The organism is Bartonella harrusi, assembly GCF_024297065.1.
GTDB lineage: Bacteria > Pseudomonadota > Alphaproteobacteria > Rhizobiales > Rhizobiaceae > Bartonella > Bartonella harrusi.
Genome location: NZ_CP101114.1, coordinates 1,626,720 through 1,650,210, shown reverse-complemented (window position 1 = coordinate 1,650,210; position 23,491 = coordinate 1,626,720). Strand labels below are relative to the sequence as shown.

At 38.5% G+C, this 23,491-nt stretch carries 22 protein-coding genes and 1 pseudogene; 9 read left to right on the top strand and 14 right to left on the bottom strand.

Annotated elements, in window-relative coordinates; translation table 11 throughout:
- Nucleotides 1–117: 117 nt before the first annotated feature.
- The 13 genes from NMK50_RS07660 to NMK50_RS07600 all read right to left on the bottom strand — a co-directional run bounded on the left by NMK50_RS07660 (nt 118) and on the right by NMK50_RS07600 (nt 12,764).
- Nucleotides 118–1,746: a BID domain-containing T4SS effector gene (locus NMK50_RS07660; RefSeq protein WP_254769981.1), complete on the bottom strand. Its 1,629-nt coding sequence runs from the start codon at nt 1,744–1,746 to the stop codon at nt 118–120.
- A 392-nt stretch (nt 1,747–2,138) separates the two neighbouring features.
- Nucleotides 2,139–3,773 (bottom strand): BID domain-containing T4SS effector, encoded by a 1,635-nt coding sequence (locus tag NMK50_RS07655; protein ID WP_254769980.1) that lies wholly within the window; start codon nt 3,771–3,773, stop codon nt 2,139–2,141.
- A gap of 10 nt (nt 3,774–3,783) precedes the next feature.
- Complete coding sequence (locus NMK50_RS07650) at nt 3,784–3,990, bottom strand: antitoxin VbhA family protein (protein WP_254769979.1); 207 nt, start codon at nt 3,988–3,990, stop codon at nt 3,784–3,786.
- Nucleotides 3,991–4,061: 71 nt separating this feature from the next.
- Nucleotides 4,062–5,129 carry a P-type DNA transfer ATPase VirB11 gene (gene virB11, locus NMK50_RS07645; protein ID WP_254769978.1) on the bottom strand — a complete coding sequence of 356 codons (1,068 nt, stop codon included), beginning with the start codon at nt 5,127–5,129 and terminating at the stop codon, nt 4,062–4,064.
- Between the two features lie 23 nt (nt 5,130–5,152).
- The gene (virB10, locus tag NMK50_RS07640; protein ID WP_254769977.1) at nt 5,153–6,277 is read right to left on the bottom strand and encodes a type IV secretion system protein VirB10; all 1,125 of its coding nucleotides are present in this window, start codon (nt 6,275–6,277) and stop codon (nt 5,153–5,155) included.
- Entirely contained in the window at nt 6,270–7,136 is an 867-nt protein-coding gene (gene virB9, locus NMK50_RS07635; protein WP_254769976.1) for a P-type conjugative transfer protein VirB9, read from the bottom strand. Before virB9 ends, virB10 begins: the two co-directional genes overlap by 8 nt.
- Nucleotides 7,133–7,801: a VirB8 family type IV secretion system protein gene (locus NMK50_RS07630; protein ID WP_254769975.1), complete on the bottom strand. Its 669-nt coding sequence runs from the start codon at nt 7,799–7,801 to the stop codon at nt 7,133–7,135. The genes virB9 and NMK50_RS07630 overlap by 4 nt, the downstream gene beginning before the upstream one ends.
- Nucleotides 7,791–8,102 (bottom strand): type IV secretion system protein VirB7, encoded by a 312-nt coding sequence (locus NMK50_RS07625; RefSeq protein ID WP_254769973.1) that lies wholly within the window; start codon nt 8,100–8,102, stop codon nt 7,791–7,793. The genes NMK50_RS07630 and NMK50_RS07625 overlap by 11 nt, the downstream gene beginning before the upstream one ends.
- A 208-nt stretch (nt 8,103–8,310) precedes the next feature.
- Nucleotides 8,311–9,279 (bottom strand): TrbL/VirB6 family protein, encoded by a 969-nt coding sequence (locus NMK50_RS07620; protein WP_254769972.1) that lies wholly within the window; start codon nt 9,277–9,279, stop codon nt 8,311–8,313.
- The gene (locus NMK50_RS07615) at nt 9,266–9,772 is read right to left on the bottom strand and encodes a type IV secretion system protein VirB5 (protein ID WP_254769971.1); all 507 of its coding nucleotides are present in this window, start codon (nt 9,770–9,772) and stop codon (nt 9,266–9,268) included. The genes NMK50_RS07620 and NMK50_RS07615 overlap by 14 nt, the downstream gene beginning before the upstream one ends.
- The gene (locus tag NMK50_RS07610; protein ID WP_254771217.1) at nt 9,769–12,123 is read right to left on the bottom strand and encodes a VirB4 family type IV secretion/conjugal transfer ATPase; all 2,355 of its coding nucleotides are present in this window, start codon (nt 12,121–12,123) and stop codon (nt 9,769–9,771) included. The genes NMK50_RS07615 and NMK50_RS07610 overlap by 4 nt, the downstream gene beginning before the upstream one ends.
- A 5-nt stretch (nt 12,124–12,128) precedes the next feature.
- A complete protein-coding gene (locus tag NMK50_RS07605) occupies nt 12,129–12,440 on the bottom strand; it encodes a VirB3 family type IV secretion system protein (protein ID WP_254769970.1) in 312 nt (103 codons plus the stop codon).
- Complete coding sequence (locus tag NMK50_RS07600) at nt 12,441–12,764, bottom strand: TrbC/VirB2 family protein (protein WP_254769969.1); 324 nt, start codon at nt 12,762–12,764, stop codon at nt 12,441–12,443. It lies immediately after the preceding gene.
- A gap of 304 nt (nt 12,765–13,068) precedes the next feature.
- Here NMK50_RS07600 and NMK50_RS07595 point away from each other — a divergent pair, with 304 nt between their 5' ends.
- From NMK50_RS07595 to NMK50_RS07570, 6 genes and pseudogenes are all read left to right on the top strand, one after another.
- Nucleotides 13,069–13,824, top strand: coding sequence for a hypothetical protein (locus NMK50_RS07595; RefSeq protein ID WP_254769968.1), 756 nt, complete (start codon nt 13,069–13,071; stop codon nt 13,822–13,824).
- Between the two features lie 286 nt (nt 13,825–14,110).
- Entirely contained in the window at nt 14,111–14,341 is a 231-nt protein-coding gene (locus NMK50_RS07590) for a hypothetical protein (RefSeq protein WP_254769967.1), read from the top strand.
- Nucleotides 14,331–14,525 carry a hypothetical protein gene (locus NMK50_RS07585; protein ID WP_254769966.1) on the top strand — a complete coding sequence of 65 codons (195 nt, stop codon included), beginning with the start codon at nt 14,331–14,333 and terminating at the stop codon, nt 14,523–14,525. Before NMK50_RS07590 ends, NMK50_RS07585 begins: the two co-directional genes overlap by 11 nt.
- Nucleotides 14,526–14,856: 331 nt before the next feature.
- Nucleotides 14,857–15,326 (top strand): annotated as a pseudogene (locus NMK50_RS07580) (Arm DNA-binding domain-containing protein); the annotation flags it as partial.
- A 1,122-nt stretch (nt 15,327–16,448) separates the two neighbouring features.
- A complete protein-coding gene (locus tag NMK50_RS07575) occupies nt 16,449–17,294 on the top strand; it encodes a TIGR01459 family HAD-type hydrolase (RefSeq protein WP_254769965.1) in 846 nt (281 codons plus the stop codon).
- Nucleotides 17,294–18,295, top strand: coding sequence for a bifunctional riboflavin kinase/FAD synthetase (locus tag NMK50_RS07570; RefSeq protein WP_254769964.1), 1,002 nt, complete (start codon nt 17,294–17,296; stop codon nt 18,293–18,295). The genes NMK50_RS07575 and NMK50_RS07570 overlap by 1 nt, the downstream gene beginning before the upstream one ends.
- A 236-nt stretch (nt 18,296–18,531) precedes the next feature.
- Here NMK50_RS07570 and NMK50_RS07565 read toward each other — a convergent pair whose 3' ends face one another.
- A complete protein-coding gene (locus NMK50_RS07565) occupies nt 18,532–18,861 on the bottom strand; it encodes a protein tyrosine phosphatase family protein (RefSeq protein ID WP_254769963.1) in 330 nt (109 codons plus the stop codon).
- A gap of 938 nt (nt 18,862–19,799) precedes the next feature.
- Here NMK50_RS07565 and parA point away from each other — a divergent pair.
- The 3 genes from parA (at nt 19,800) to NMK50_RS07550 (ending at nt 23,342) form a co-directional block, all read left to right on the top strand.
- On the top strand, nt 19,800–20,429 hold the full coding sequence (gene parA / locus NMK50_RS07560; protein WP_254769962.1) for a ParA family partition ATPase: 630 nt from the start codon (nt 19,800–19,802) through the stop codon (nt 20,427–20,429).
- Nucleotides 20,426–20,656 (top strand): plasmid partition protein ParG, encoded by a 231-nt coding sequence (locus NMK50_RS07555; RefSeq protein ID WP_254769961.1) that lies wholly within the window; start codon nt 20,426–20,428, stop codon nt 20,654–20,656. The genes parA and NMK50_RS07555 overlap by 4 nt, the downstream gene beginning before the upstream one ends.
- Nucleotides 20,657–22,940: 2,284 nt before the next feature.
- A complete protein-coding gene (locus NMK50_RS07550) occupies nt 22,941–23,342 on the top strand; it encodes a flagellar protein FlgN (protein WP_254769960.1) in 402 nt (133 codons plus the stop codon).
- The last annotated feature ends 149 nt before the right edge of the window (nt 23,343–23,491 follow it).

Genomic DNA, 23,491 nt, shown 5'->3' with positions numbered 1-23,491 from the left:
GATACATTTAAAAAGTGGTGATAGAGCCTCAACGGATCTCCTTTTTCATATGTGGGAGAAGGTGAGAAAGATCTCCTAGCCGTCAATGTGCAAAGGGAGATGCAAATTTTACATTTCTTAGTTGGCTATAGCGAGCACATTTGAACGATTGAGCTTGCGGAGAGAAACTCGCTCATGGACTGCTTTGGCCTTCTCAACAGTGTTGGTAATTTCTTTTGCTTTTTGTTCTGATACACCGATGGTTTTCGCGAGTGTTACATAATCATGATTTTTGATTGCATTATATTCCTCTAATGAGAAACGGTGATCTAAATTGTGTACAAAAATACGCAGTTCTTGGTATAAATGAGGAGATTGAGATAAGATTTCTGTTTGTTTTTCTGGTGATAAGCAAAACAGGTTTTGCAAGTTTTTACTCGGCTTTTCGATCGCTTTTCCACAGCGTGCTTGTTCGATATGATGTTCTTGGGTGATGACATGACGCTTATAAGTTATAGCCTCCGCATAATCCATAACAGCGGCACAAAGCGGATTAATATGCTCTTCAGCTCTTGCACGCGTTGGTGTTTTAAAGAAAAAAAAGTCGACACCTGAAAGGGGAGCAATAGAATGAGGAGTGCGTTTAATCTGCTGAGCAATCTTTCGTCCTAAATCTGGATTTCTAAAAATATCTTCCATCTGTTCGTTTAATGTTTTTGAGCTGCCATAAACAATTTTTGACAAATGTTGAATTTGATCTCGAGCTGCTTGAATATAGGCACTGTTTGCAACCCTTTGTGCAAACTCACTTTCTGTGAGAGGCGCTAGTGTTTCTCTGGGAATAAAGGTATTTTCAAGTTCTTGCGCCTTTGGAGCTGTAAAAAGTATTGTATCACCGGATTTTAAGGTTTTTATTTGTTCTGGCGTAAGCTGCTCTTTATTGCCGATGATGTAAGTTCCTTGTGCATCGAGCATAAAGCTATCAAAATTAATATCTTTATAGATGCCAAGGTAAGTGATACCTTCTTTTGCTGTCATAACAGGATGATCATCAACATCGCGCCCAAGTTCTTTCATGTTTTTCATGAAGGATTGTAACATACGTATTTTGGGGGGATTGGAGATATCTTCAAAGAGATGCCACATAGGTTCTGGATTGCCATATTGTGCTGCTTGTGTATAGGCAGCCATCATGCGTTCTTGTGTTACCAGCGAAAAGTCAAGCTGATGCCCCGCTGCTTTGGCAAGATTTTCAAAGAAAAGTTGCTCTGTGTGTTCATTGCCATCTACGAAGGGGTGTATATTTTTGAGAGAGAGAAATATTCCTACCGCTTGAGAGATAAAGTCTTGGCGCGTTAAGCCTTGCAAATTGTTTTTTTCAGCAATTATTTTCTCTAATTTTTGTAAGTTTTCAAGGATTTCCTCATCTTTTACAAAAGCTTTGTTCCATTCTGCTCTTTTCATTTCTGGCATAGAGGCTGTGGTGCCATCTGCAAATGTGAAGGGAACAGTGCGGATCTTTCCAGCCCATTCAAAGGTATTTTTAAATAACTGGTGGTGGATATGGCAGAGATAAGAAAAATCAAAATGTTCTGGCAGCGCTTCTTTACGCAGAAGTTTCGTTGCTTGTTCTCTATCCTCCGAACATTTTTCCAAAAAGACTTTTAAATTCGTTTCCCCATATTTATTCTTGAGTACATGGGTACCAGGATAGATATAATGATGAGGAGAGGGGATTCCTTTCATTTTTGACTTTGCTTTTGGCATAATGACCTCCTTATAAGAAAACTTGATTCAATAAGATGGCTTGTCCATAGGGGCATTAAATTTTTTATGTGACATGTCCCTTTTTGTCTCTTCTCCTAACAGAAAAAGTGTTTTAAATACATTTTGTTTCTTCTAAGCGTAAAGATCTTGCGTGTTCTGTATGCGCTTCCTCTTTGTGATCTTTTTATCATCTTTCTCACCTTAAAGTTATGACTTGTTATGTCTTATGTTTTGTTCTGTTCGTAGAGGCTTAAAATGATGCCCTCTAGCGTGAAATATTTTCTTTTTTCTTGACACTATGACCTGTTTTTTCTCATGGGAGAGTGTGTTCGTTCGTTAGAGTATCTTCTCACTATAGCTGTTCAAATGAAGTAGAAACAGTTCACAAGTGTTTAGCTAGCCATAGTGAGCACTTTTGAACGATTGACTGTACGTATTTGCGATTGTTGATACATTTCGCTGGCTTGCTTCGTTATTTCGCTAATTTCCTGTGCTTTACGTTCTGAGACACCAAGGCTTTTCGCAACTGTTGCATGATCATTGTTTTTGATGGCTTTCTGTTCGTTTAGTGAAAGACGTTCATTGACATCTTTTACAAAACCACAGAGTTCTTTTTGAAGAAAGGGAGAAGCTTGTAAGGTTTCTTGCTGCAATTTTTTTGGTAAAGTGAAGAGATTTTGTAAGTTCTGACTTGGTATTGCTACTGTTTGTCCGCAACGTTTTTGTTCTGTTTGATGCTCTTTTGTGATTTCTTGTTTAGCATGTTTTACAGCGTGCGCAAAATTTTCAATGGTATGACAGAGTGTTTCAACACACTCTTCAGCATTGGCACGTGCTTGCGTTTTAAAGCATAGGAAGTCGAAACCGGCAAGATGAGCAACAGATTGCGGATACTCCGCAATCTGTTTAGTGAGTTGTTGACCAAGATTTGGATTTTTAATAAGCTCTACTATCTGTGTGTTTAATGCTTTTGAGCTTCCATAAACGATTTTTGCGCATTTCTGGATTTGTTCGCGGCATTTATGGACACAAGCATCTTGGCTAATCATTTCGGCATATTCAGCTTTCGTCAAAGGGGCTCGTGCCTCTTTGGGAATGAGCGTGTTTTCAAGGTCTTGTGCTTTTGGAACTGTAAAGGTAAATTTATCACCGGGTTTTAATGTTTTTAATTGTTCTGGTGGGAGATGATCTTTGTTGCCAATGATGTAAGCACCTTTGACGTTGAACGCGAAGCTTTCAAAACCAGCACCTCTATAAGTGCCCGTATAGATTTCACCTTCTTTTGCAACCACAACAGGGCGGTCATTTACATTGCGTCCAAGAGCTTTCATGTTTCCCATAAATTCTTTTAAAAGAAGAATTTTTTCTGGATTGGAGATATCCTCAAACAAATGGCGCATAGGTTCTAGATCATTTTTTTCTGCCACAGCAACACTGGCGAGCATCATGCGTTCTTTTGTGACAAGTGAGAAATCAAGCTGATGCCCTGCTGCAAGAGCGAGTTTTTCAAAAAAGACTCGTTGTGTGCGTCCATTGCCTTCTCTGAAAGGATGAAGTTGATTGAGAGAGTTAAATAAGCTTATTGCTTCAGAGTTAAATTCTTCACGCGTCAAATCTCGCAGATTGTTTTTTTCTACAAGTGTTTGCTCTAATGTTTGTAAACCTTCTTGGACCTCATCTCCGATAGCAAAAGGATTTTCCCAACCCGTTCTTTTCATTTCGGGCATGGCAGCTATGGTGCCATCTGAAAACGTAAAGGGGATATGGCGCAGATGTCCAGCCCATTCAAATGTATTTTTAAATAACTGTCGGTGAATATGGCAGAGATAAGTGCTATCAAAATGGTCTGGTAGGGGTTCTTCACGCAGATTGACCATTGCTTGTGTTGTATCATGCGAACATTTCTCCAGAAAAGATTTTAAGTCCTTTATTCCATATTTATTTTTTAGTGTTGTCGTTTTAGGATAAACATAATGATGGGGAGAAGGTGTCTGTATATTTTTTGTTTTTGCTTTTGCTTTTGGCATTGTTCTTTCCTTATAGTATAGCGTTGTCCATAAGAGTGTTAAATTCTTTGAGGGAAAGATCTCCCCTTGCGTATTGTTCTAAAATTTCCAGTGTTTTAGGATGGAGTGTTATTCCCTCAATTTCATGGCTGTTAATCGTTGCATCAACTGCTTGACGGCGTTTTTCTAATTCTTCCGCCCTATGAGATAAAAGATCTTCTGTTTTGTTTGTTGCCATTTGTTCTTCCTTTATCGCTTTTCAACAGTTGCTTTAAAAGGTCTTTTGACAGGAGAGGGTTCTTTATGCCGTTACTCCCCAAAGATGTTGCGTTGTTTGAACGGGTCATAATAGATTTCCGTGACTTTAAAATTCCCTTTAACCCGTTTACATTGAATGATAATATCAATCATTGAGATCAAGAGTCCTCGAATATCATCACGCTCTAAATCACTTCCACCTTCACTTTCTTTGACCAAAAGGGTCATTTGTTCAAAGGCAGACAGGGCCGTTGAGGCATGAACCGTGGTAATGGAACCTGGGTGCCCTGAATTGACATTGCGGATATAATAAAAGGCCGTGCCATCGCGAAGTTCTTGTAAAAGAATGCGGTCAGGACGCATGCGTAAAGCAGATTCAAGCAATTCTTTGGGACCAATAGAGGCTAAACCCTGCCCATCTTTTGAATAAATCATAGAAACATGGTTTTGTTGTGGGACAACCAGTTCTTGTGTATCTTCAATGGTGATAATACGTTCATTACTGGGAATTTTGGCAATCAGTGCTTTTGAAAGTGTTGTTTTTCCCGAACCGGTTTTTCCGGAAATCAGAATGTTTTTTTGATGTTGTACAGCTTGATTTAAAAAGGAAGCAAAGTCCCTGTTGCAATAAGCCGTTATCAAATCATGTTCCGTGTTTTTAAGTTCATGAGAACGCGATTGATAATCCTTTAAAGGTGTGAATGATACCTGTTCACACAAGGAAAAGAGACCTTTACTAGCAAGGTCTTCTAGGGAAAAATTGCGTGATGATGGTTTGCGAATTGTGATACTGATGGTGTCTTTTTCGACCGCTGGAGGGATGACAATTTGAATACGTTCATTATCGGGTAGCGTTGCTGATAAGATTGGATTTTTATCCGATATATTTTGCTTAGAGTAGGATGCGACAACTTTAGCAATCCCCATAAGTTCATTAAACGAAAGGGCTGGTACCTCTATGGTTTTCCATCCTTCAAACCCTTCCGTCATGATTTGATAGGGGCGATTGATAACAATTTCAAAAAGACTTTCATCTTTCAAAAAAGCACGGATTGGCTCAAGTTTTGTTAAAACAATTGCGACCGTTTCATCATTTAATGGTTGTATAGTAGGGATCATTTTAAGGGTACCACAGAATTTTTCTAAAAGTTTCTTGAAAGAGTCCGGTTGATAATTTGTTTTTTGTTTTCAATCATTTTTAATTTATAAACACTGGAAAAATCTAAATCGCGGGCCACAAAAACATTGACCATTTCCCCTTGATTTTTGGTCAATGTGGGAGGAATATTAGTGTAATTTTCTGTGAGAATCTTTGCAATATTTTGTCCCGAAGAGGCTGTTTCAGATTCTTGCTTTTCTGTATCTTTTGAAAGACGGTTTTTTACATAACTTGTTGCATCTTTGACAATTGAGACAAGAAGCGCAGAGCCAATGCGTTCTAACCAATGATTATCAATATCGCCATCCATACCAGAACGCCCCAAAGAATCCGTAGCAGGTGAAGCCAATGTGATAATGACCCCATCTGGGGTTTTCGCTCTATTCCAGAGAACAAAGAGGCGATTTTGCCCTCTTTTCAATCCAGCGCGATATTCGCCAACAATTTGTGTGCCTTTATCAAGGAGGACAACGCGACCATTGTCTGACAAAATATCCCTAGAGACGATACAGCTGGTAAACCCTTGTTGATCACTGCTAATGGCTGTTTCTAAAATACAGGGAATAGAAGAACCCATGGCAATGATGTAGTTGCGGTTGCCAAGTGTTGAAGCACGAATACCTTCAAGGGTTGTGGGCTTGAGAAGATTGTTAAAGCGTTGTGCTGTTTCATCAGGCTTTTTTTCAAGTGGATTCGCTAAAATACCATTGTTTGTTATTGCTGTTCCTTGCTGTTTATTCGCATAAGCCAATACAGGAGCACGTTGTGCTGCTTCTAAAAGTTTATCATCAGGCCTTGATTGAGTGATTGTCGGTGTTGGGAGCTCAACCTTGGGTAACAGAGTACCCTTTTGTTCACTTTGTTGAAGGGGGACCGGTTTTAGCTCAGCAGGGCGGAAAATCTCTGTTTGCTTAATAATCCCTTTTTTGGGAAGCTCAACAGATTGTTTTTTTTCTGTAGAAAGTGTTGAATATGCTAAATAAAGACAGACACCGAAAAGAAGAATAAGAACAGCTGCTTTTCCGATCTTGTTCTGTTGGTTTTTTCCGCGAGCGCCTTTTATTGTATCACGATCATTGAGGTCTTTTTCATCCAGTTTGTCATTCATGGCTGTTTCCTATATGCACTTTACGTTGTACAGAGGGGGATGTTGTACCCGTTTCGGGGTTGATACCTTCAGGAACAAACCTTCTATTGAAGATGCACAGTACGTCATTGCCACGGCGTAAAGTAAATTGCGCAGCTGTCGCATGAACGATAACCTTATTGCCTTTAATGGTTTTGGGAACCAGAGATTCTTGTCCATCAGAAGAGACAAGATAAATGGCAGGGATTTCGCTATTGCCTACAAATGTAAAGGTTGTTGTTTTTCCATTGTCATAAACAGAACTTGGTTCAATGAGTACAGATCCTTGTGCTTCATAAGCCCAATTGCGTGGTCCGAAATCTTCATGAATATTGAGAATATCATTGACAAAATTTGCTTCGCGCTGTTCGGCTTTTGCTGCTTCCGCTAATCTCTTACGCAAGGCCTCATCTTCTGGATAGCGAAACTTGACGAGAAAATAGGTCTCATTGCCTGCCGAAACATCACCTTCTCGCACTTGGAGTTCTATCTGATAAGAGCGTTTGCTACCATCTTGGCGGGTGGTGACAATTTGTAAATTGGTGACAGGCTGAACTTCACGTGGTTTTAAAAAAACAAGATTGCCTGCTGGTGCAACTTGCCAAGCAACAGAATTGCCAATACCGACATAGGTTACTTCTTCATCATCGGCAAATTCAAGTTGTACTGAGGAACGAATAGAGCCAATGATTTGGGTAACATTGAAAGGGTCGTAATTAACAAAGCGAATACGATTGTCTTTGCGTGCACTTACAGGTGCTATTTCGGCAAAGAGGGGTGTTGTATAACCGTTTATTGCGACGATGAAAGCTAAAAAGATTGTTTTTAAAAATTGGCTCATTGTATCACCTCTGGATCGGTTCTATATTCCGATACTTGAAAACCAAGGGGATTGATTAAGCGGTCTGTTGTGGATATTTGTGCATTAATATAGGAAAAGTTTAAGATCGAAACCCAATGGGAAATCGTCTCTTTGTCATTGGAGTCTTTGACCGCTTTGTAATAACGCACTTGAATAAGATCTTTGCTTAAAAAGGAAATTGATTTTATCGTGACCGTAGCAATCATATTTTGATAGATATTTTGTGGACTTTCTGGATTGTTGCCGGCATACCATTTGGCAAAACGGTTTTGTTCAGCGGGTGAAGAAAGCAGAGAGACCAAGCTAAAATTATTTTCTGCTTCGGATGATAAAAACCCCTCGCGGGCACGAACATATTTGGCAGCAAAATAGCGTGTTATTGCTTCATCATAGTCATTGGGCAACTCCTTGAGTGCACTTACTGTCTCAACAATGCCTGTTGAATTATCAACGCGGATAACAAAGGGCTCTACGGACTTTAAGGGGGTTAATGCTGCTACAGCCAAGGCTAAAGCGATGGTCATTAATCCAAAAAGCACTGTTAAAGCCATGGCAATTTTCATCCGTATGCGCATACCATACATGCGATCAATATCGAATGAACGTGCTTCTTTTATATATTCTTCAAGTGCATCACTTTTCACGCGTATCCTCCACCGTTTTATCAAAGAGCGTTTCTTGCTTTATGGAATTGAGCGAAGCTTGCTGAAGTGTTACGTCCACGGTCGCTTGTTCGCTTTCTAGGGTATTCAGGATAATGGGCGTTGTGATAGGCTTTACCATTTTCCCTTGTTGTCTATTCTGATCGTTCCAATCCCACTTATCCTTATTTAATACACGGGTCTGTTTTCCATTACAGCGTGGTGGTTTTTTGGGGCCACTTAGTGACGCACAGCCGGTAAGGGTCATGGCGAGGATCACAAAAAAAATTATTTTTCGTTTCATTTTTTGAACTCACAAATATTTTGGAATACAAATTTGTTGGCGCTTTTGCTTGGATTCATCTCACAAAAGCATGGAAAGAAAGGGTTTCATTGGTCTGGTAAAATCAAGAATATAAAAGCTTTTACGCAATGGGGGTGTGGTGCGCGCGCTTGCAAGCGCGCGCGGTGCAAAAACAAAAATTTTGCTGTTTTTTTTAAGGTGTTGAACATTAAAATCGACCACGGCTTCGTGCTCCCATTTTTGCGGCCTGGGCACCACCACTACCACCAGCCATTTTTGCTGCGTTTGTGAGTTGCGAAGCTGTATTCCTAGTCGCTCTTGCTCCATTGGAGAGCATTGCAAAAATCTGTCCTCCTGAAGAGATTCCAGTGTTAAAGTATGGTCCGCCTGCGGAGAGAGCAGAGGCAATACCAGGAAGAGCGCGGAAGAGAATGGCTCCGATGATCGAGATGACAACGACAGGGGGAAAGAGAACATAAATCGAATCATATGAGCCACCCAGAACGTGCAGAATAATTTTGCACATAATTGTTCCCAGCATGATTACCAAAACTTGTAAAACAGTAAAATTGACCAATGTTGTAATCCACGCATCGGTGAATTTTCTGGTTGCATTGAATAAGTATAAACTAATAAACAGCGGTCCAAGACCTATAATCATCACCAGTGCAACTTGCGCAAACATTTGCACAATAAAGCCCGCTATACAAAAAACAATAACAGCGCAAATCATTAAAAAGCCAAGAAGTCCCACCAAGATTCTTTCAAGGAACCACGCTTTATATAACACTTCTTGATAGCGTGTAGACGCCTGCAATAAAATGTAATCAAAAACATTGGAACCTGTGTCGTTGCCGTTTAGTGCATTGCCAATGGCATTTACTAAGTCTTCGAAAAAGACATTTTTAACATAAGTATTAAAGGTATCTGCATTGGTTGCCATGGTCGTTACAACAACAATTTTAACGACGTTGTTGAGAAGACTATGCATGGAAAGGGCAACACGACCCGTCATGACATTATAGCCATAGAGAAAGATGAAAATGATCGAAGCAAGATTAAGTGGTGCCGAAATAGCACCAGATAAATTGCTGACGGTGGTATCCATCACATCATTGAGGGGCTTTAAAATATATCCAGAAATGCTTTCAAATGGTGAAGAACTAAAGTCTTTCATCGAGCCTCCCAAGATTTGATGGAATATTAGACTTTTCAAGTTTTTCTTTGAGTGTTTTTAAAAGCTCTTCATGTTCTTTTTTTACTTTCTCCTCATGGATTTCCTCTTTTGTTTTTGTATCTTTTGCTTGAATCATAGCCAGAGACTGGAGTTTTAAAGCATCCGCTTGAAGTTCTGCTTGAAGAACAGAAAGTTTTATTTGAAGATCCTGTATTTTTTCTGTATTAGATTTTGTTTGTGCTTGTGCGTCTTGCCCTTGTGACTGTGTTTGTGCTTGTAATTGTGTCAGTTCTTCATTGAACTCTTTAATTTTTTTTATCGCTGAAGCTGCATGCTCATGAATCGTTTCAGCTGTTTCTGATTTTACAGCATTTAATTTTTCTGTGTTTTCGAGAGCTTTTTTATAATAATCTTCAACATTTTCCGTACTTTCTGCTATTGCATGAGAGATAAAAGACAAAGATAAGAGGGTAATTAAGCGATATTTTTTCATTGATTTTCTCTCCTTTTGTGAAATATGGGTAGCCATATGTTGGGGTCGCTTCCATGTTCATTGATAATTTGGTTCATCAGTTCAATATTTTTGGTTGTGCCACTCAAGATGGCGATCTCATCATTTAATCCCCGTAGATTGAGTTCGGCAACAACAGAATTTTGTCCCTGCTTGATAAGAAAACGACGGGATTCTCTGCTTAATTCTGATTGGATCAGTTCAAATTCACGTTCCGTTAGTTTGAAATTTTCAACATAATCGTTGTAATTTGCTTTTTGGTTTGGAAAAAATATTTGCGTGGGGCATTGCTCAATAATGGTGTGTGCTATTGTTGAATTTAAAGCATCTCTCGGGCTTTGCGTTGCAAAGAGCATCATACCGTTTTGTTTGCGGATCGTTTTGAGACGATCTTGCGCAAAAGCTTTAAAGGAATCGTCTTCAAGGGCTTTCCAGAATTCATCAATGACAATAATAATGCGTCGCCCATCAATAAGATCGAGAATGCGGTGAAACAGATACATCATCAAGGGACGCCGAATTTCTTCATTGTCTAAGAAATCGGTCATATCGTAACCAATAAATTGGGCGTCTAAGTTAAGATCATCTTGATCGTTATCAAAAACCCAGCCTAAGGCATTGCCTCTAATCCAAGGTTGTAGACGTATGGCAATGCCTTCTTTTGAGGTGTTATCAAAAAACAGTTGAAGAGCACCAAGAGAGCGTTGGGAACGGGGCAAAGTTTCTAAGGAATCTATGGCTTTGGCGATGTCTTGTCGCTCTTGTTCTGTCACTGTTTGTTCTTCAGGACAGACAAGTTTTAACACCCAATTGCGAAGAAAAACTTTGTTCTTTTCAGTATATTCCAAGCCTTTTAAAGGGGAAATACCTGTAGGCTGCCCATTTTTCAAAGGTTTGTATTTTCCACCTCCAGCACGCACAAAAATCTCTGCTCCTTGATCTTTGTCAAAAAAAACCATTGTCGGGTTGTGTTTTTGTAACTGGGCAAGAAGAAAATTCACAATGACCGTTTTACCCGATCCAGAGGGACCGCAAACGAAGGTATTGCCAAGGTCGCCATAATGAAAATTAAAATAATATGGAGAACTTGCTTGCGTTTTTAATAATGCTACAGCAGATCCCCAAACATTGCCCTCAAGCTGCCCAAGGGGAAAGGAATGAAACGGTGATAAGGCGGCAAAATTCCTGCTGGTAATCGCTCCAGAACGCGCACGATAGCTAAAATTTCCAGGCAATTGTGCCCACCATGCTGCTTCCAATCCTAAATCTTCCCTAGCAATAACGGCCCCACCATTGGTTAAAGCAGAGCGTGCTTTTGAGAGATTCTCAGCCAATATTTTAGGATGATTGGCAAAAACAGCGAGAGAGAGATGATGTTCGCCTAAAACAAAACGATTGGACTCTAAATCATCAAGCGCTTCATCAAGCGCATCAATTTGTGAGCTCGCACGATCTGCTGTATTAATCATTTGATTTTGTTTGCGGCTCATAATGGTCCCAGCAGCCGCTTTACTCTTAAAGACAAAGGATTGTGTGAGGATGAATTCAAAGGGGGCGGTCAGCAATTCATCCGTCATGCCAGGGCGTGTTTTAGAGGGATATTCTTTCCAGCCAAAGATACCAACAAAGCGTTCATTGCTTTCATGGCGAATTTCAATAATTTCTTTACCAAAAATAACACGATCTGAATAAATCGTTGAGGCAATAGTCCCAAAGGTAAGAGGAATACGTTCGCGTCTTCCTCCTACCAACTGGTGTAGAAATTCACTTTGTTCAGAAAATAACAGACCATCATGTTCATAGAGGGATAAGAGGCGTGCTTTATAGGCCTCCAAACCTTCTATAAAATCGCGGCTTAATTCTTCAATTTTACGGATGGCTTCCTCATCCGGTTCACATTGCGTTTTCTTCGCTTTTGATAAACGTTGAAAAAATGAAGCCAGTTGTTCTGTTTTATCTGACGCCGGATTCCACAGAAGTGAAACAAACAGATCATTTCTATAAAGTTCTTGCGAAACCATTTTCTTTTTGTATTTTTCATCTAATGTTGCGGCAAAAGATGAAGAAAAACGCCCCTCTGGATAGACTGTTTCGCGACGACGAATGATGTGAGAATATAAAGCAACACGCTCATCGGCAATATTTTTTAAAAGAGTGTTTAATTGATTATGTAAGGAATTTAATTGATCGATATCTGCAGTATCAAAATTGACTCCTTCAAGCGTTATGACAGTCATTAAGCAACGTGAATTTAAGGCAATAACATGCTGGTTGATATGACGTATATAGGGAATATAGTCTTCAGGAAAAGTTTCTCGTTTCATGATAGACATTTGTTTCACTGAGTGAGTTCCTTATAATTGCGGATAAGGCGTAATGGGGAAGCTGATCCTCCTCCCCATCGCTCGACGTTTTTTTGTTTTCCTCGCGTATTCAGCCATGCAAACAAGACGCGAAATTGGTTGTGATCATGTTTTGTTATTTCACGCAAAACAAAGTGTATACCAACCCCTAAACCAAACATTGTAAAATCACTGGTCAAAACAAAAAGAATTGTTGTCGCCATGATATTGAGAGCCATTGCTTCCATTGTCACACCGGCAAACATGGCCGGTCTCGTACAAGCAAGGAAAAGGGTATCTTCGTTCATTTATGTTCCGCCTGTTAATTTATCAACGAGAGCAGATGCACCAAAGACAATACCAATACCGATAATACAGTACGCGGCTTTGCGTAAATCAATAAAGCCATACATCCAGCCAATCCCCACCGCAACAACACATATAATTGCAATGAGCTTTGCCGTTGTTCCCGTCATCATCGTAACAATATTTTGTAAAACACCATCAAGTTTCCCTAGTCCACCTGTATCAGTACCAGCAGCAGCGGCATAAGAAGGATCCCATACAACGATGGTGGTTAAAAGCAGCATAATAACGATAAACATAATGTTTGTTGATCTATTGTCTGTCATTTGACCTCTCTTTAAAAAGAATTATTTATTTCCTAATGCGCTTTCATCTCTCCTGAAGAGTTCTCTTGCTTTACAGCTGATAAGTTGCTCCTCTGTTTCTCGTGTATAAAAGCTTTAAGAGTGGTTTTTTCTCTTTTTAGCTCTTGCCGAGAGATAAAAGTTCTCATCTTAAGATTGTTCTACATAAAAATGGCAATTTTAAGTTGTATGTCTTTGCAGAGTTAATGTGCAACAGACCTCCTTTAAAATTCTTCTTCAAGATTTAAGAAGGGTGTTGGTAAAAATATGAAAGGACAAAGAAATAATGAATTTTTTGAGCAAATGTATTAAACGCATGCACTTTAGATTCATCGTTATTGTTTATATCATGGGTTCTCTATTATGGGGGATGTACCAATATAAAGATAAAGTCGATATTGATGTTTTCAAAACATTTATAATGCAAGATATTGTTGGTTTGCAAGAGGGTGTTGTTGGTTTGCCTTTGCAAGAGAGCAAGCCCATGGAAACGATCGCCAAACAGCAATTAACAAAAACTGAACCGAATCTTCCTTTGCAAAACAATATTTTATTGAAGAACACCACTGTTTTCCAAGGTAAGGCATTGGTGACCAGTGGGGTTACATTTAAACTGTTGACTCCTGTTGCACAATCTTGGCGTAAACAGATTGTTCGTGATATTCATCTCTATGGTGTTGATACTTGTGCACCACGTCAAAGGGCAAAACTTAACGATCAAGAATGGCCTTGTGGCGCGGTTACAACGGCTTGGCTTGTTACCAAAACACTTGGTCAGAATTTATCTTGTCAGCAGGTTCTTATAGACAATGGTATTTCGTATGCACAATGTTTTGTTGATGGGGTTGATTTAGCTGAAGCAGGTCTTACAGAAGGTATCTTCGTGCTTTCAAAAGAGCATAAAAACCCTCTTCCAATACAGTATCGTACTGCGGAAGAAACAGCACGCAATAAGAAAATTGGTCTTTGGTCGAGTGAGTTCACTGAACCTTTACAGTGGAGGCGAGATAATGGATCCTACAATCCCTTTGCCAGTTTGTAAGGAGAGTGATAGATATATTTCCCTGATGTTGCGATTGTGAACTTTATAAAGGAAATTGAAATAAACCAAAGAGTCAATCGAAAAAAAACGTGAGAATCTTTATGTTTGTTTCGCACACAGATGGAGTGATTTGGTTTCTCTTATAAGGGAGTTTTATTCTCAAAACGACTTCGCATTGAGAATTATTGCTAGAGTCCTCTGTTTCGATTTCTATCAAAAACCGATCCTCTTATTCAGTTATTATACAGGCAACGAGCGATGTTCTTTTAAATAAGGATGCCCATCGATGAAAGATGAAAAAAAGAATTGTGTATTATCTTCAATGATAGGGAGTGAAATTTATGAAACACAGCAATTTGTCTTAACATCATGGAATGAAGCTGTCATAGGGTCTTTTTGTTCTTGCTTAGCTTGTAACAAAACAATCGATAAAAATATTCTTTATCAGCAAGGGTATGTTATAAAACATGTTTATGACGCCCAATGTTTTGTGAATGGAATTAATCTTGGCGCTTAAGGTTTTCAGAAAAAATGGTGATTATGACAAAAGATCAGTATGGCAGATGATAAAAATTGACAATTTGCGATGTAGAAAAGTACAAGTGCAAGGCAAAAAGCGTGAGGGAAATTGTGGTTTAGCCAATTTGATTTTTGAGAAGAGTGGAGAAGAAAAAAGGATATTTACCCCCCTTGATCTTTAAAAATTGTAATGAAATCATGAAAAGAAGGAAAAGGCCAATAGGGCTCAGCCGTTTTTCAGTTAACCGTGTTTTGTAGAAGTTCTGAAGTGATGATGCATTTTCTTGCCGAATATCACGCAAAAAGTGTAAACGTAATATCAGGTGCGGCTAAAAGTAGACAATGCTTTGTTTTATAACGATAATTTATCGTTTTACATGTTGAATGAGACCCCCGAATATTGTAAGATTCTCTCATCTTAAATTCTCTTTTGTTGAATCAAGTGAAATTATGTTTCTGCATGTCATAAGTGGGGCTGGCGTGTCGATAAAAAACGTTTAGAAAGGCGTAAAAATGGCTGTTATGAAACGTCTCAATACCAAGGGTTATCGGCGACATTGGGGGCCGGTAAAGAGTATGATAGTGCCGGCTTGTACCTTCATAAGCGTAAAGATGGTGGTGCCACAATGGTTTTTACGCTATACTATCCACGGGCGGTATCGTGAAATGGGTTTGGGTGCTTTAAGAAATATTCCTTTTAAAAAAAGCCCGTGAATGTGCAACCCAATGGCGTTCTGTTTTACACGAGGGCTATGATCTTATTTAAGAATCTGACAAACAAAAGCGTGAAGCAATGCGTAATCTGCATTCTTTAAAAGTTATTGCTCTAGATGCTTTTGAAAGCGGTGAGGCTGAACGCAAAAATGGTGGTAAAGCTGGAGTTGGTTTTCACTTTTACGTCTTTTATATTCTTCCTCAATGAGGGGCTTTTACCGGTTTTAGAAATTATCCAAATCGATATACGCACTCCATTTACTCCCATCCAAAAGCTGGGACTGCCTATAAATGTAGGACACGTAGTGTTATAAGAGTTCTTGAGAAATGGAGTGCTAAAATCCAGAATAGTCTCTATATTTGATGCGATTGTGAAAGCGCGTCCTGTTTTTAAGACTTTAAATTTTAGCTTAGATTTTAAGCATATTCACTAAAACAATAAAGAGTATGGGAAATTTATTTTTTATCATTCTTCATATGCTTTTAGCCAGTTTAGCTCTTTCTAAGAGAAAAGTGAAGAGTGTGTCCTTCAATACCGCTTTTTTCGTGTGTGATGTGAAAGAAATTTTGCTGTGCTTCCTTTGAATTTTTTTCTTCGCTTTCGCAATGTTTTATCAAATGAACGCTTTTCTCTTCTCCTCTTTCTCGATTCAAGGGGTATCGTTTTATGCGGAAAGTATATTTTTCGTTACAAACAGGACTTAAAACATATAACGGTTCTTATTGGATATCATTGAAGAGTTATGATTTGTTGTTCAAAATGTATTATACTCTTAAAATTTTAGAATCGTGTTATTATCCGTTTGCATATCTTGTGTTTCTATACAGGGGGTGTAGAATACAGTACCAAGATTGCTGATATTGTTGAGGGAATGGAAGACTGAGGATCATAAGCCCATTGTCTCCTTTCAAGATTTTTATCAATGAATGTTACAGGAAGAGCGCATTTGTTAATATGTGTACTCCATTTTTTGAACAATATACGACGCTTCTTGATTATATATTATTTATATATTTTGTGTATTAGAAGTAGAATTTTTTTCTATCGTAAAGAATTGTTCTTTAAACAATGAAGAAAATGCAAAAATTATCGCTCTCTGTTTGTCTTTTAGAGAGAGAATTCCTAACAATTTAATATCCAAAAAAATAAAGATCAATAAATGATAAAAGATATTCTGTTATAATTCATGCTTTTTTCATGTATCATTGAGATCGTATTTGATAATCAAAATTTGTACGTACAAAAAATGATTTTCTTTATTAAAGTTTGCGAAACTTTAGAGAAAAAAGAGAATGTTGAGAAAGCAGATGACAGAAGAACACTCTTTCGATAAGGAGTTTTACAATATGAAAGAGGATTTGATAAATGGCCATGTATAAACAGGTGAAAGATGAATGAACTTACCCATATTGATACTGTTATAGCCGATTACGATGCTGTTTTTTGCGATGTTTGGGGTGTTGTGCATAACGGTGTGCATGCATTTGAACCCGCATTGCAAGTCTTGCACAAAATTCGACAGATGGGAAAAAGTGTCATTTTATTGACCAATTCACCGCGACCACGGGACAATGTTATTGCTCAATTACAAGACATGAATGTGCATAGTGATTATTATGATGCTATTATTACTTCAGGGGATGTGACGCGCGATCTTATTCGCGCTGCACCGCGTAAAGTTTTCTTTATTGGTCAGCAGCGGGATTTGATGTTGTTTGAAGGATTAGAATGTGAGTTGGTTGAGGAATGGGAAGCCTCTGTCGTTGTTTGTAGTGGTTTTCTTGAAGATCTTGATAAAGAACCCTCTGCTTATGAGGAGATGTTTCACCGTATGCGAGCGCGTAATTTGCCTTTCATTTGTGCTAATCCTGATGTAATCGTCCATTACGGGCATCAGGAGTTTTGGTGTGCTGGTGCGTTGGCGTGTCTTTACCAACAATTAGGGGGGGAGGTCCGTATTGCTGGTAAACCTTATGCGCCTATTTATGAATGTGCCTTTGAAAAATTGCAAAAAATTCGTGGAACAGCAGAAAAAAGTCAGGTGTTAGCTATTGGTGATGGTCTTTTGACCGATATTAAAGGGGCTATTCATTTTGGTCTTGATACCCTTTATATTATGGGGGGAATTCATCGTTATGACTATATGCAAAATGGTGTCGTGGATAAACAAGCTTTGTACTCTTTTCTTGAACGTCATGGTTATAAGCCTCAAGCCATCATGTGGGCCCTGCAATAATGTCTGATTTTTTGCGTCTTCAGGGGATTGATAGGCTTCCTTTGCCTTGGCGAGGAGCTGTGTTGGCACTTGGAAATTTTGATGGTGTTCATTGTGGTCATCAGGAAGTGCTTCAAAAAGCACTCGATTTCGCACGTCTGAAAAATAAACCCGCGGTTGTTTTAACCTTTGAGCCACATCCAAGAAGTTTTTTTTGCCCTTCAGCCCCTGTTGATCGTTTGACACAAGCAGCTGAAAAAGCTGAAATTTTTGAAATCATGGGATTTAATGGGGTGATTGAACAGCCCTTTGATACAGATTTTGCTGCTCTTGCAGCAGACCAATTTATCCATATGATTTTAAAACAAGTTTTTGATGTTTCCGTTGTGGTAACAGGTGAAAATTTTCACTTTGGTCATCAGAAAAGTGGAGATGCGCAGCTTCTTTGTCAAAGGGGAAAAGAATGCGGTTTTGAGGTTGTGTACGTTCCTTGTGTCTCTCACACACAAGAGCAACAACAGGTGATCATTTCTTCAAGTTCTATTCGTAAGCTGCTTTCACAGGGAATGGTCGAAAAAGCAGCCCATTTGTTAGGGTATCATTATCGCGTGTGTGCAAATGTTATTCAGGGTGAAAAACTAGGGCGCCTGTTGGGATTTCCTACCGCTAATCAGATGTTGCCTCTTCAAGCTAGTTTGGTACATGGTGTTTATGCGGTACGTTTGCGTCGTGCTAACGGTATTTTGCATGATGGGGTTGCAAGTTTTGGTTGTCGTCCGACAGTTGTTAAAAATGGCGCGCCGCTTCTGGAAACTTATTTATTTGATTTCGATGGTGATCTTTATGGAGAAAGTTGCACCGTTTCTTTCTTCCAGTTTTTACGAGGGCAAGAAAAATTTGATGGGCTTGAGCCTTTGATTGCGCAAATGCGACGCGATGAAAAAGCAGCAAAAGCAATTTTGGCAACAGTACAACCCGTGTCGCAGTTGGATCAGCTGCTTACTTTTAAAGATAGGGTCTAAGTTGATCAAAAAAGGAGAGCAGAGCGGCAAAAAGAGCACTCACGCTGACTATGAGCACGAAGATATATTCTAAAACATCATGGAGTATATGCGTTTTTCGTTGTTGAGAGGGAGAATCAACGGTCTGGAGATCTGATTTCAGCATGATTTTTTTCGTAAACTTATGAAGTTCTTTGGCTTTTATGATCATTTGCAAGTTTACTGCTTGTTTCTTTATGATCCGTTAAGACAGATGATTAAAGGCAGGCTAAACGGTAAAGATGTAGGGAGCGTGTTCCCTTGTAACAATAGGCGAGAAGAGGTGTTGATGCTGTTTCTAAGATTGTTTTCATGGTTTCAATATCTGTTTTTTTTATGCTAGGGGGCACGATAGGAATATGATAGGCTGTTATCCCATATTCTTGTGCTGCTGCTTTAATGATAGAAAAATCAGGTTGATCAGGATCTTCTTGATCGGGGCGGTTACAAATAATCGTTTTAAAGCCAGCTTGTGCTAGTGTTTTGATGTTTTCAACACTGATTTGTCCGCTGGTAAAAATATCAGGGCCAATTTGTTGTAAGTTCATTTTTGTTACTCTCCGATACGCTCTCTTTTTATGATGTTTTCATGTTTGATTACCAAAAAGCACGAGCAGCATGAAACTTTTTGTGAGAAGACTTTAACAGAAATGCGTCATCTGTCGAGGAGAATAAAGTTGGTTGGAAAAATAACAGGGATTTTACAGGTATTTTTTTTGTTTTATACTTCATCTTCTCCGCTGATTATTATCTGAGCATTGGATATATTGCCTCATTGTCTTTATTGTCTTTGCAGAAAATGCGCTCTTAGGAGAAAACCAATGTTGCTGATTACATAGTACACGAAAAATACTTTCTCAACATCGTCACGCGACATTATCAAAAAGATAACTTCAAATAATTGTTGATTACCCTTTTTCCATTATCATTCACTTTGTATCTTTCTGAATAAAAAGAGGAAAACTTGATTTTAGAGGATTTTTTCAAATTTTTGGGGTGTGGTAGAACGACGAAGTCTTTCATGAAAAGTATTACTTGAGAAATCCAAAAATGTGAATCTCAATTGATGATGCGTTTTTGGAGTGCTCTGCTTTTTCTTTTGTCGGTTGTATCAGCGGTTAGAAGGGAGGGATGATGGTCTTCAATGCGGGAGGGTACAGGCGTGTCGTTTTTATCTATAAGAGAGGAAGGGGATTGTTTTGCATAGTTTTTGTGCTTGCCTCTTTTGTTCCTTTTTGTGCTTGAGAAATCCAAAAATGTGAATCTCAATTGATGATGCGTTTTTGGAGTGCTCTGCTTTTTCTTTTGTCGGTTGTATCAGCGGTTAGAAGGGAAGGATGATGGTCTTCAATGCGGGAGGGTACAGGCAGGCGTGTCGTTTTTATCTATAAGAGAGGAAGGGGATTATTTTATATACTTTGGGTGCTTGCCTCCTTTGTTCTTTTCAGTATAATCGTAAAAACGATAATACTGAAAGGCGTTATGCATGATCATTGGACTTTTGAATCAAAAAGGAGGGGTAGGGAAAACCACATTGAGCGTGAATCTTGCTGCCAGCTTTGCACGGAGTGGAGCTCGTGTGTTGCTGATTGATGTTGATCCACAGGGAAGTGCATTGGATTGGGCTGCGGCCCGTGAAGAGGCTCCTTTATTTCCAGTGGTTGGTTTGCCACGGGCAACGGTTCACAAAGAGATCACACAGATTGGTTGTGATTATGATCATATTTTTATTGATGGCCCTCCACGGGTGACGGATCTTGCGCGTAGTGCTCTTATGGCTTCAGATTTGGTTCTTATTCCTGTTCAACCCAGTCCATATGATATTTGGGCGGCTGATGGAATTGTCAAACTTATTGGCGAAGCACGTGTCTATAAAGAAAATTTGCAATCTGCTTTTGTTATTAATCGTAAGATAGTCAATACGGCAATAGGGCGTGATGTGGGGGAGTCCCTTGGAGTGTATTCAGAGCATGTTCTTTCTGCGAGCGTTGCACAGCGTGTTGTGTTTGCGGAAGCCGCAGCACAGGGGAAGGTCGTTTATGAAGTTGATAAGCAAGGACCCGCAGCAGCAGAGATTGAAGCCGTTGCAGCGGAAATCAAGGAGTTAGCACAATGAATAAAAAAATTAAGATTGGTACGAAGCCAACGCATACATCAATTCCTTTAACAGCTGATGCGTGGGTAGAAAGCCATAAAGATAATAAGGATGGTGCTATGAAGCGCCTTACTATTGATGTTCCAGAAAGTTTACATCGCTTGATTAAGGTGAGTTGTGCAAGTCGTGGAACAAAAATAGCAGATGAGGTGCGTGAATTGCTTTCAGAAAAATATGGGAAATTATAAAAAGCAATAGATAATAATAAGCTTCCATTGATTGACTTTATCTTTCTAAAAAGCAAAGAAGGTATCAATATGGGTCGGATATCTTATGAATTTTCTTTATATTGTTCTGTTTCTTTGCATTGAGAACTGGATTGCGTAAATTGCGTAGTATTATCTCATTCTTTATTATAGATTATAGGGATGGTGGATATAATGCTGCCCCTTTTATTATGCGGAAACCAATATTAAGCGCTTTGTGAAAGGGGACATTTTTGTATGATTTAGATTCTCATACACTTTAGTTTCCATAAAACTCTTTTCCTTAAAGTGCATGATTATTGAATAATAAAAAGGCGTGGAAGAATGTCACCGATTGTTATGTAGCATTCTCAGTGTTGATGGAATGCATAACATGTAAAATTTTCATAACCGCGTATGGTGATGCGTGTCATGAAAGAGGTGAGAAAGTCAATTGATCAATGCATTTTAGATTATGATGATACTTGCAAAATCAAGTTGTGCAGTTTAATACACTGGTTAATTTTAAGAGAGCCTCTTTATTTTCTGTCGTATCGTACAATTTTGTCCTTTAGAATGGAGAGAGAAGGTGCATTCGTGTCTAAAATACGATGCTCTGTTTGTTTGTTTCTCATTTTCTTTTGTATCAACCGAATATAGAACAATAAAGTTGAACGCGCTATTAAAAAAGAATTTTCTTGTCAAATTTAGTGGTGTCTTAAATGGTCAGTTAATATAACTTCTCTTTCTAAGAAATTCGTTTGTTATCCTATTGAGATAGGAAGGTTTCTTCATTTTTTAACGTAGAGAAAAAGGAGAGTACTTGTTTGTTTTATGCTATGGGTCATGGAAAGAAGTGTTGGTTTTTTATCAAAATTTTTATAGTTTTTGCACCTTTCAAGCGTGCAAAATCAATTTTCATCAACAAAACGCTGCATATAGCTGCTTATAAATGAAATTGTTTTCCTTTGACGCTTTTTTGCTTTCAATCTGATTTTATAAAAATGACGCAAAGGATTTGGTCGAGTACCTGTAAGGATAAGAAATCGCAGAGCCAGTTGCGGTATGGTTGGTGTTTTGTAAGGTATTTTATAAAAATCCGGTTCTTCTTGCTAATCCATGGTCTGTTTTATCCACACGCTTATTCCATTTGTGATGTGCAAGGGGATGATTTTGATTGATCCAACATAAACAAGGTTTGAATAAGGGGATCTTAGGATATTTGAGGCTCTCATTCAACATGCAAAATGAAAAATTACCCTTATAAATCAATATGTTGTTTTTTATACTGAGTTCGTGTGCTAACAATTCTTTTATACAGATTTTCTGATTGATTTTACACTGTAAGAAGATGGGCTCAAGTTGTTTTTTTATGAAGCAATAGCAAATATAATCAGTGAAAGAGAAGAACGACTATAGAATTTCATCTTGAAGAGGAAATAAAAAGCAAATTTATAGTAGAAGCTTTGTTTAGCAGAGGAAGTTATTATTCTTATCACTTTTTTGTACGTATCATTTAAATATCTAGAAGCGATATTTATCAGTGTGCTTCATGTTATGGAGTGAAATAATCTGCAAAAAGATAAATTGTCAATCAAAAACGAAAAATATCAATATACAAGTGTTGTGAGAGAGATGATGTTGAAAAACCATAGAACTGTGTGTTGTTTAGAAGCTCTTGAAAGAGTTGATAAAATCTTATATAGTCGTTTATTGCAAAGAAAAGCGAATGATAATTGAAAAAGGGTCATCATTGATTATTTTACGTTGTGGAATACTGCTTGTGTGAGCAGGGGAAGCCAAGTGAAGAGAGTTCATCTTTCTGAAAGGATGTGGCTGGTCCTGTGTGTACAAAAAAGTATGCACGTGTCACGTGCGTAGTGAAATTAAAAAATGAGAAGGGTGAAAGTTGAAATCTTTAAGGAGCTTAACGCGTTAGCGCGTTAATATACTACAAATTTTTGTTGGCATCAACACGTTGTCATTTTTGTTGAAGAGAGGCAAAACAAATTAAAGATTTCTGATATCCATTACGTGTTGGTTTGAGGATTTGTAGCGTTTTTGCAAATGGGTATCGCGTCAATGGTGGTTTTGGAGCAAAGAAAAAATATTTTCATATCATGCGTTAAGAATTGAAGAGATATACGCTTTTAACGGTTATCGTGCTTTTTGTCGGGGCAATAGTCGCACAATGAATGCAATTGAGTGTATCAACATTGAAGAGAGGCTGTTTGATCTCCCTTATTTGAGAACAAGAGTGAACAAGATTGTGGAAGGGGAAATAAAAATGTCTGTAATGCAATACGGTGATGATAGTTTTGCATCAAAAGCAAAAGTCCTGAATAATGATCTTATTGATCGTGAATGGGCAATGACAAAATTTGTAGCTGCTGTTAATGGGTTGGCACAAGTGGTCGATTATGAAAGCAATATGCTGGAAAGCAGTAGTGTTCCAGATTATGAAGAAATAAATTTATGTAAAATACGTGGTCTGCGTGATTTGAATAAATCTATGAGTGATATAAAACGCTACATGAATGAAGAGATTGTCCAAGAGGTTGAGAATTTATTATCCGACTTACAGCAAAAATTAAATCGTAATAGCGAATTGCTGCAAAGCCATTTGACCGCAGTAAACAATCTTTCGCAAGCTATGCAGGGTGCTGGCGGCATAAAAGAAACAGATTGATCAGATTCTTTTTCGGTCAATATCGTTTGGTAAATGCTTGAACGTTCTCAGGGATGAAAAGAATGACGGAGCGTGTCGGTTCTGTCGGATGTATGGGGGTCATCTCCTTTCAGTGTTTTTATATTTACTGTCATAATTTCTTGCAATTT

Coding starts and splice junctions, on each gene's coding strand:
- NMK50_RS07660 (WP_254769981.1), bottom strand. CDS start 1,746: ATGCCAAAAGCAAAGTCAAAAATGAAAGGAATCCCCTCTCCTCATCAT.
- NMK50_RS07655 (WP_254769980.1), bottom strand. CDS start 3,773: ATGCCAAAAGCAAAAGCAAAAACAAAAAATATACAGACACCTTCTCCC.
- NMK50_RS07650 (WP_254769979.1), bottom strand. CDS start 3,990: ATGGCAACAAACAAAACAGAAGATCTTTTATCTCATAGGGCGGAAGAA.
- virB11 (WP_254769978.1), bottom strand. CDS start 5,129: ATGATCCCTACTATACAACCATTAAATGATGAAACGGTCGCAATTGTT.
- virB10 (WP_254769977.1), bottom strand. CDS start 6,277: ATGAATGACAAACTGGATGAAAAAGACCTCAATGATCGTGATACAATA.
- virB9 (WP_254769976.1), bottom strand. CDS start 7,136: ATGAGCCAATTTTTAAAAACAATCTTTTTAGCTTTCATCGTCGCAATA.
- NMK50_RS07625 (WP_254769973.1), bottom strand. CDS start 8,102: ATGAAACGAAAAATAATTTTTTTTGTGATCCTCGCCATGACCCTTACC.
- NMK50_RS07620 (WP_254769972.1), bottom strand. CDS start 9,279: ATGAAAGACTTTAGTTCTTCACCATTTGAAAGCATTTCTGGATATATT.
- NMK50_RS07615 (WP_254769971.1), bottom strand. CDS start 9,772: ATGAAAAAATATCGCTTAATTACCCTCTTATCTTTGTCTTTTATCTCT.
- NMK50_RS07610 (WP_254771217.1), bottom strand. CDS start 12,123: ATGTCTATCATGAAACGAGAAACTTTTCCTGAAGACTATATTCCCTAT.
- NMK50_RS07605 (WP_254769970.1), bottom strand. CDS start 12,440: ATGAACGAAGATACCCTTTTCCTTGCTTGTACGAGACCGGCCATGTTT.
- NMK50_RS07600 (WP_254769969.1), bottom strand. CDS start 12,764: ATGACAGACAATAGATCAACAAACATTATGTTTATCGTTATTATGCTG.
- NMK50_RS07595 (WP_254769968.1), top strand. CDS start 13,069: ATGAATTTTTTGAGCAAATGTATTAAACGCATGCACTTTAGATTCATC.
- NMK50_RS07590 (WP_254769967.1), top strand. CDS start 14,111: ATGAAAGATGAAAAAAAGAATTGTGTATTATCTTCAATGATAGGGAGT.
- NMK50_RS07575 (WP_254769965.1), top strand. CDS start 16,449: ATGAATGAACTTACCCATATTGATACTGTTATAGCCGATTACGATGCT.
- NMK50_RS07570 (WP_254769964.1), top strand. CDS start 17,294: ATGTCTGATTTTTTGCGTCTTCAGGGGATTGATAGGCTTCCTTTGCCT.
- NMK50_RS07565 (WP_254769963.1), bottom strand. CDS start 18,861: ATGAACTTACAACAAATTGGCCCTGATATTTTTACCAGCGGACAAATC.
- parA (WP_254769962.1), top strand. CDS start 19,800: ATGATCATTGGACTTTTGAATCAAAAAGGAGGGGTAGGGAAAACCACA.
- NMK50_RS07555 (WP_254769961.1), top strand. CDS start 20,426: ATGAATAAAAAAATTAAGATTGGTACGAAGCCAACGCATACATCAATT.
- NMK50_RS07550 (WP_254769960.1), top strand. CDS start 22,941: ATGTCTGTAATGCAATACGGTGATGATAGTTTTGCATCAAAAGCAAAA.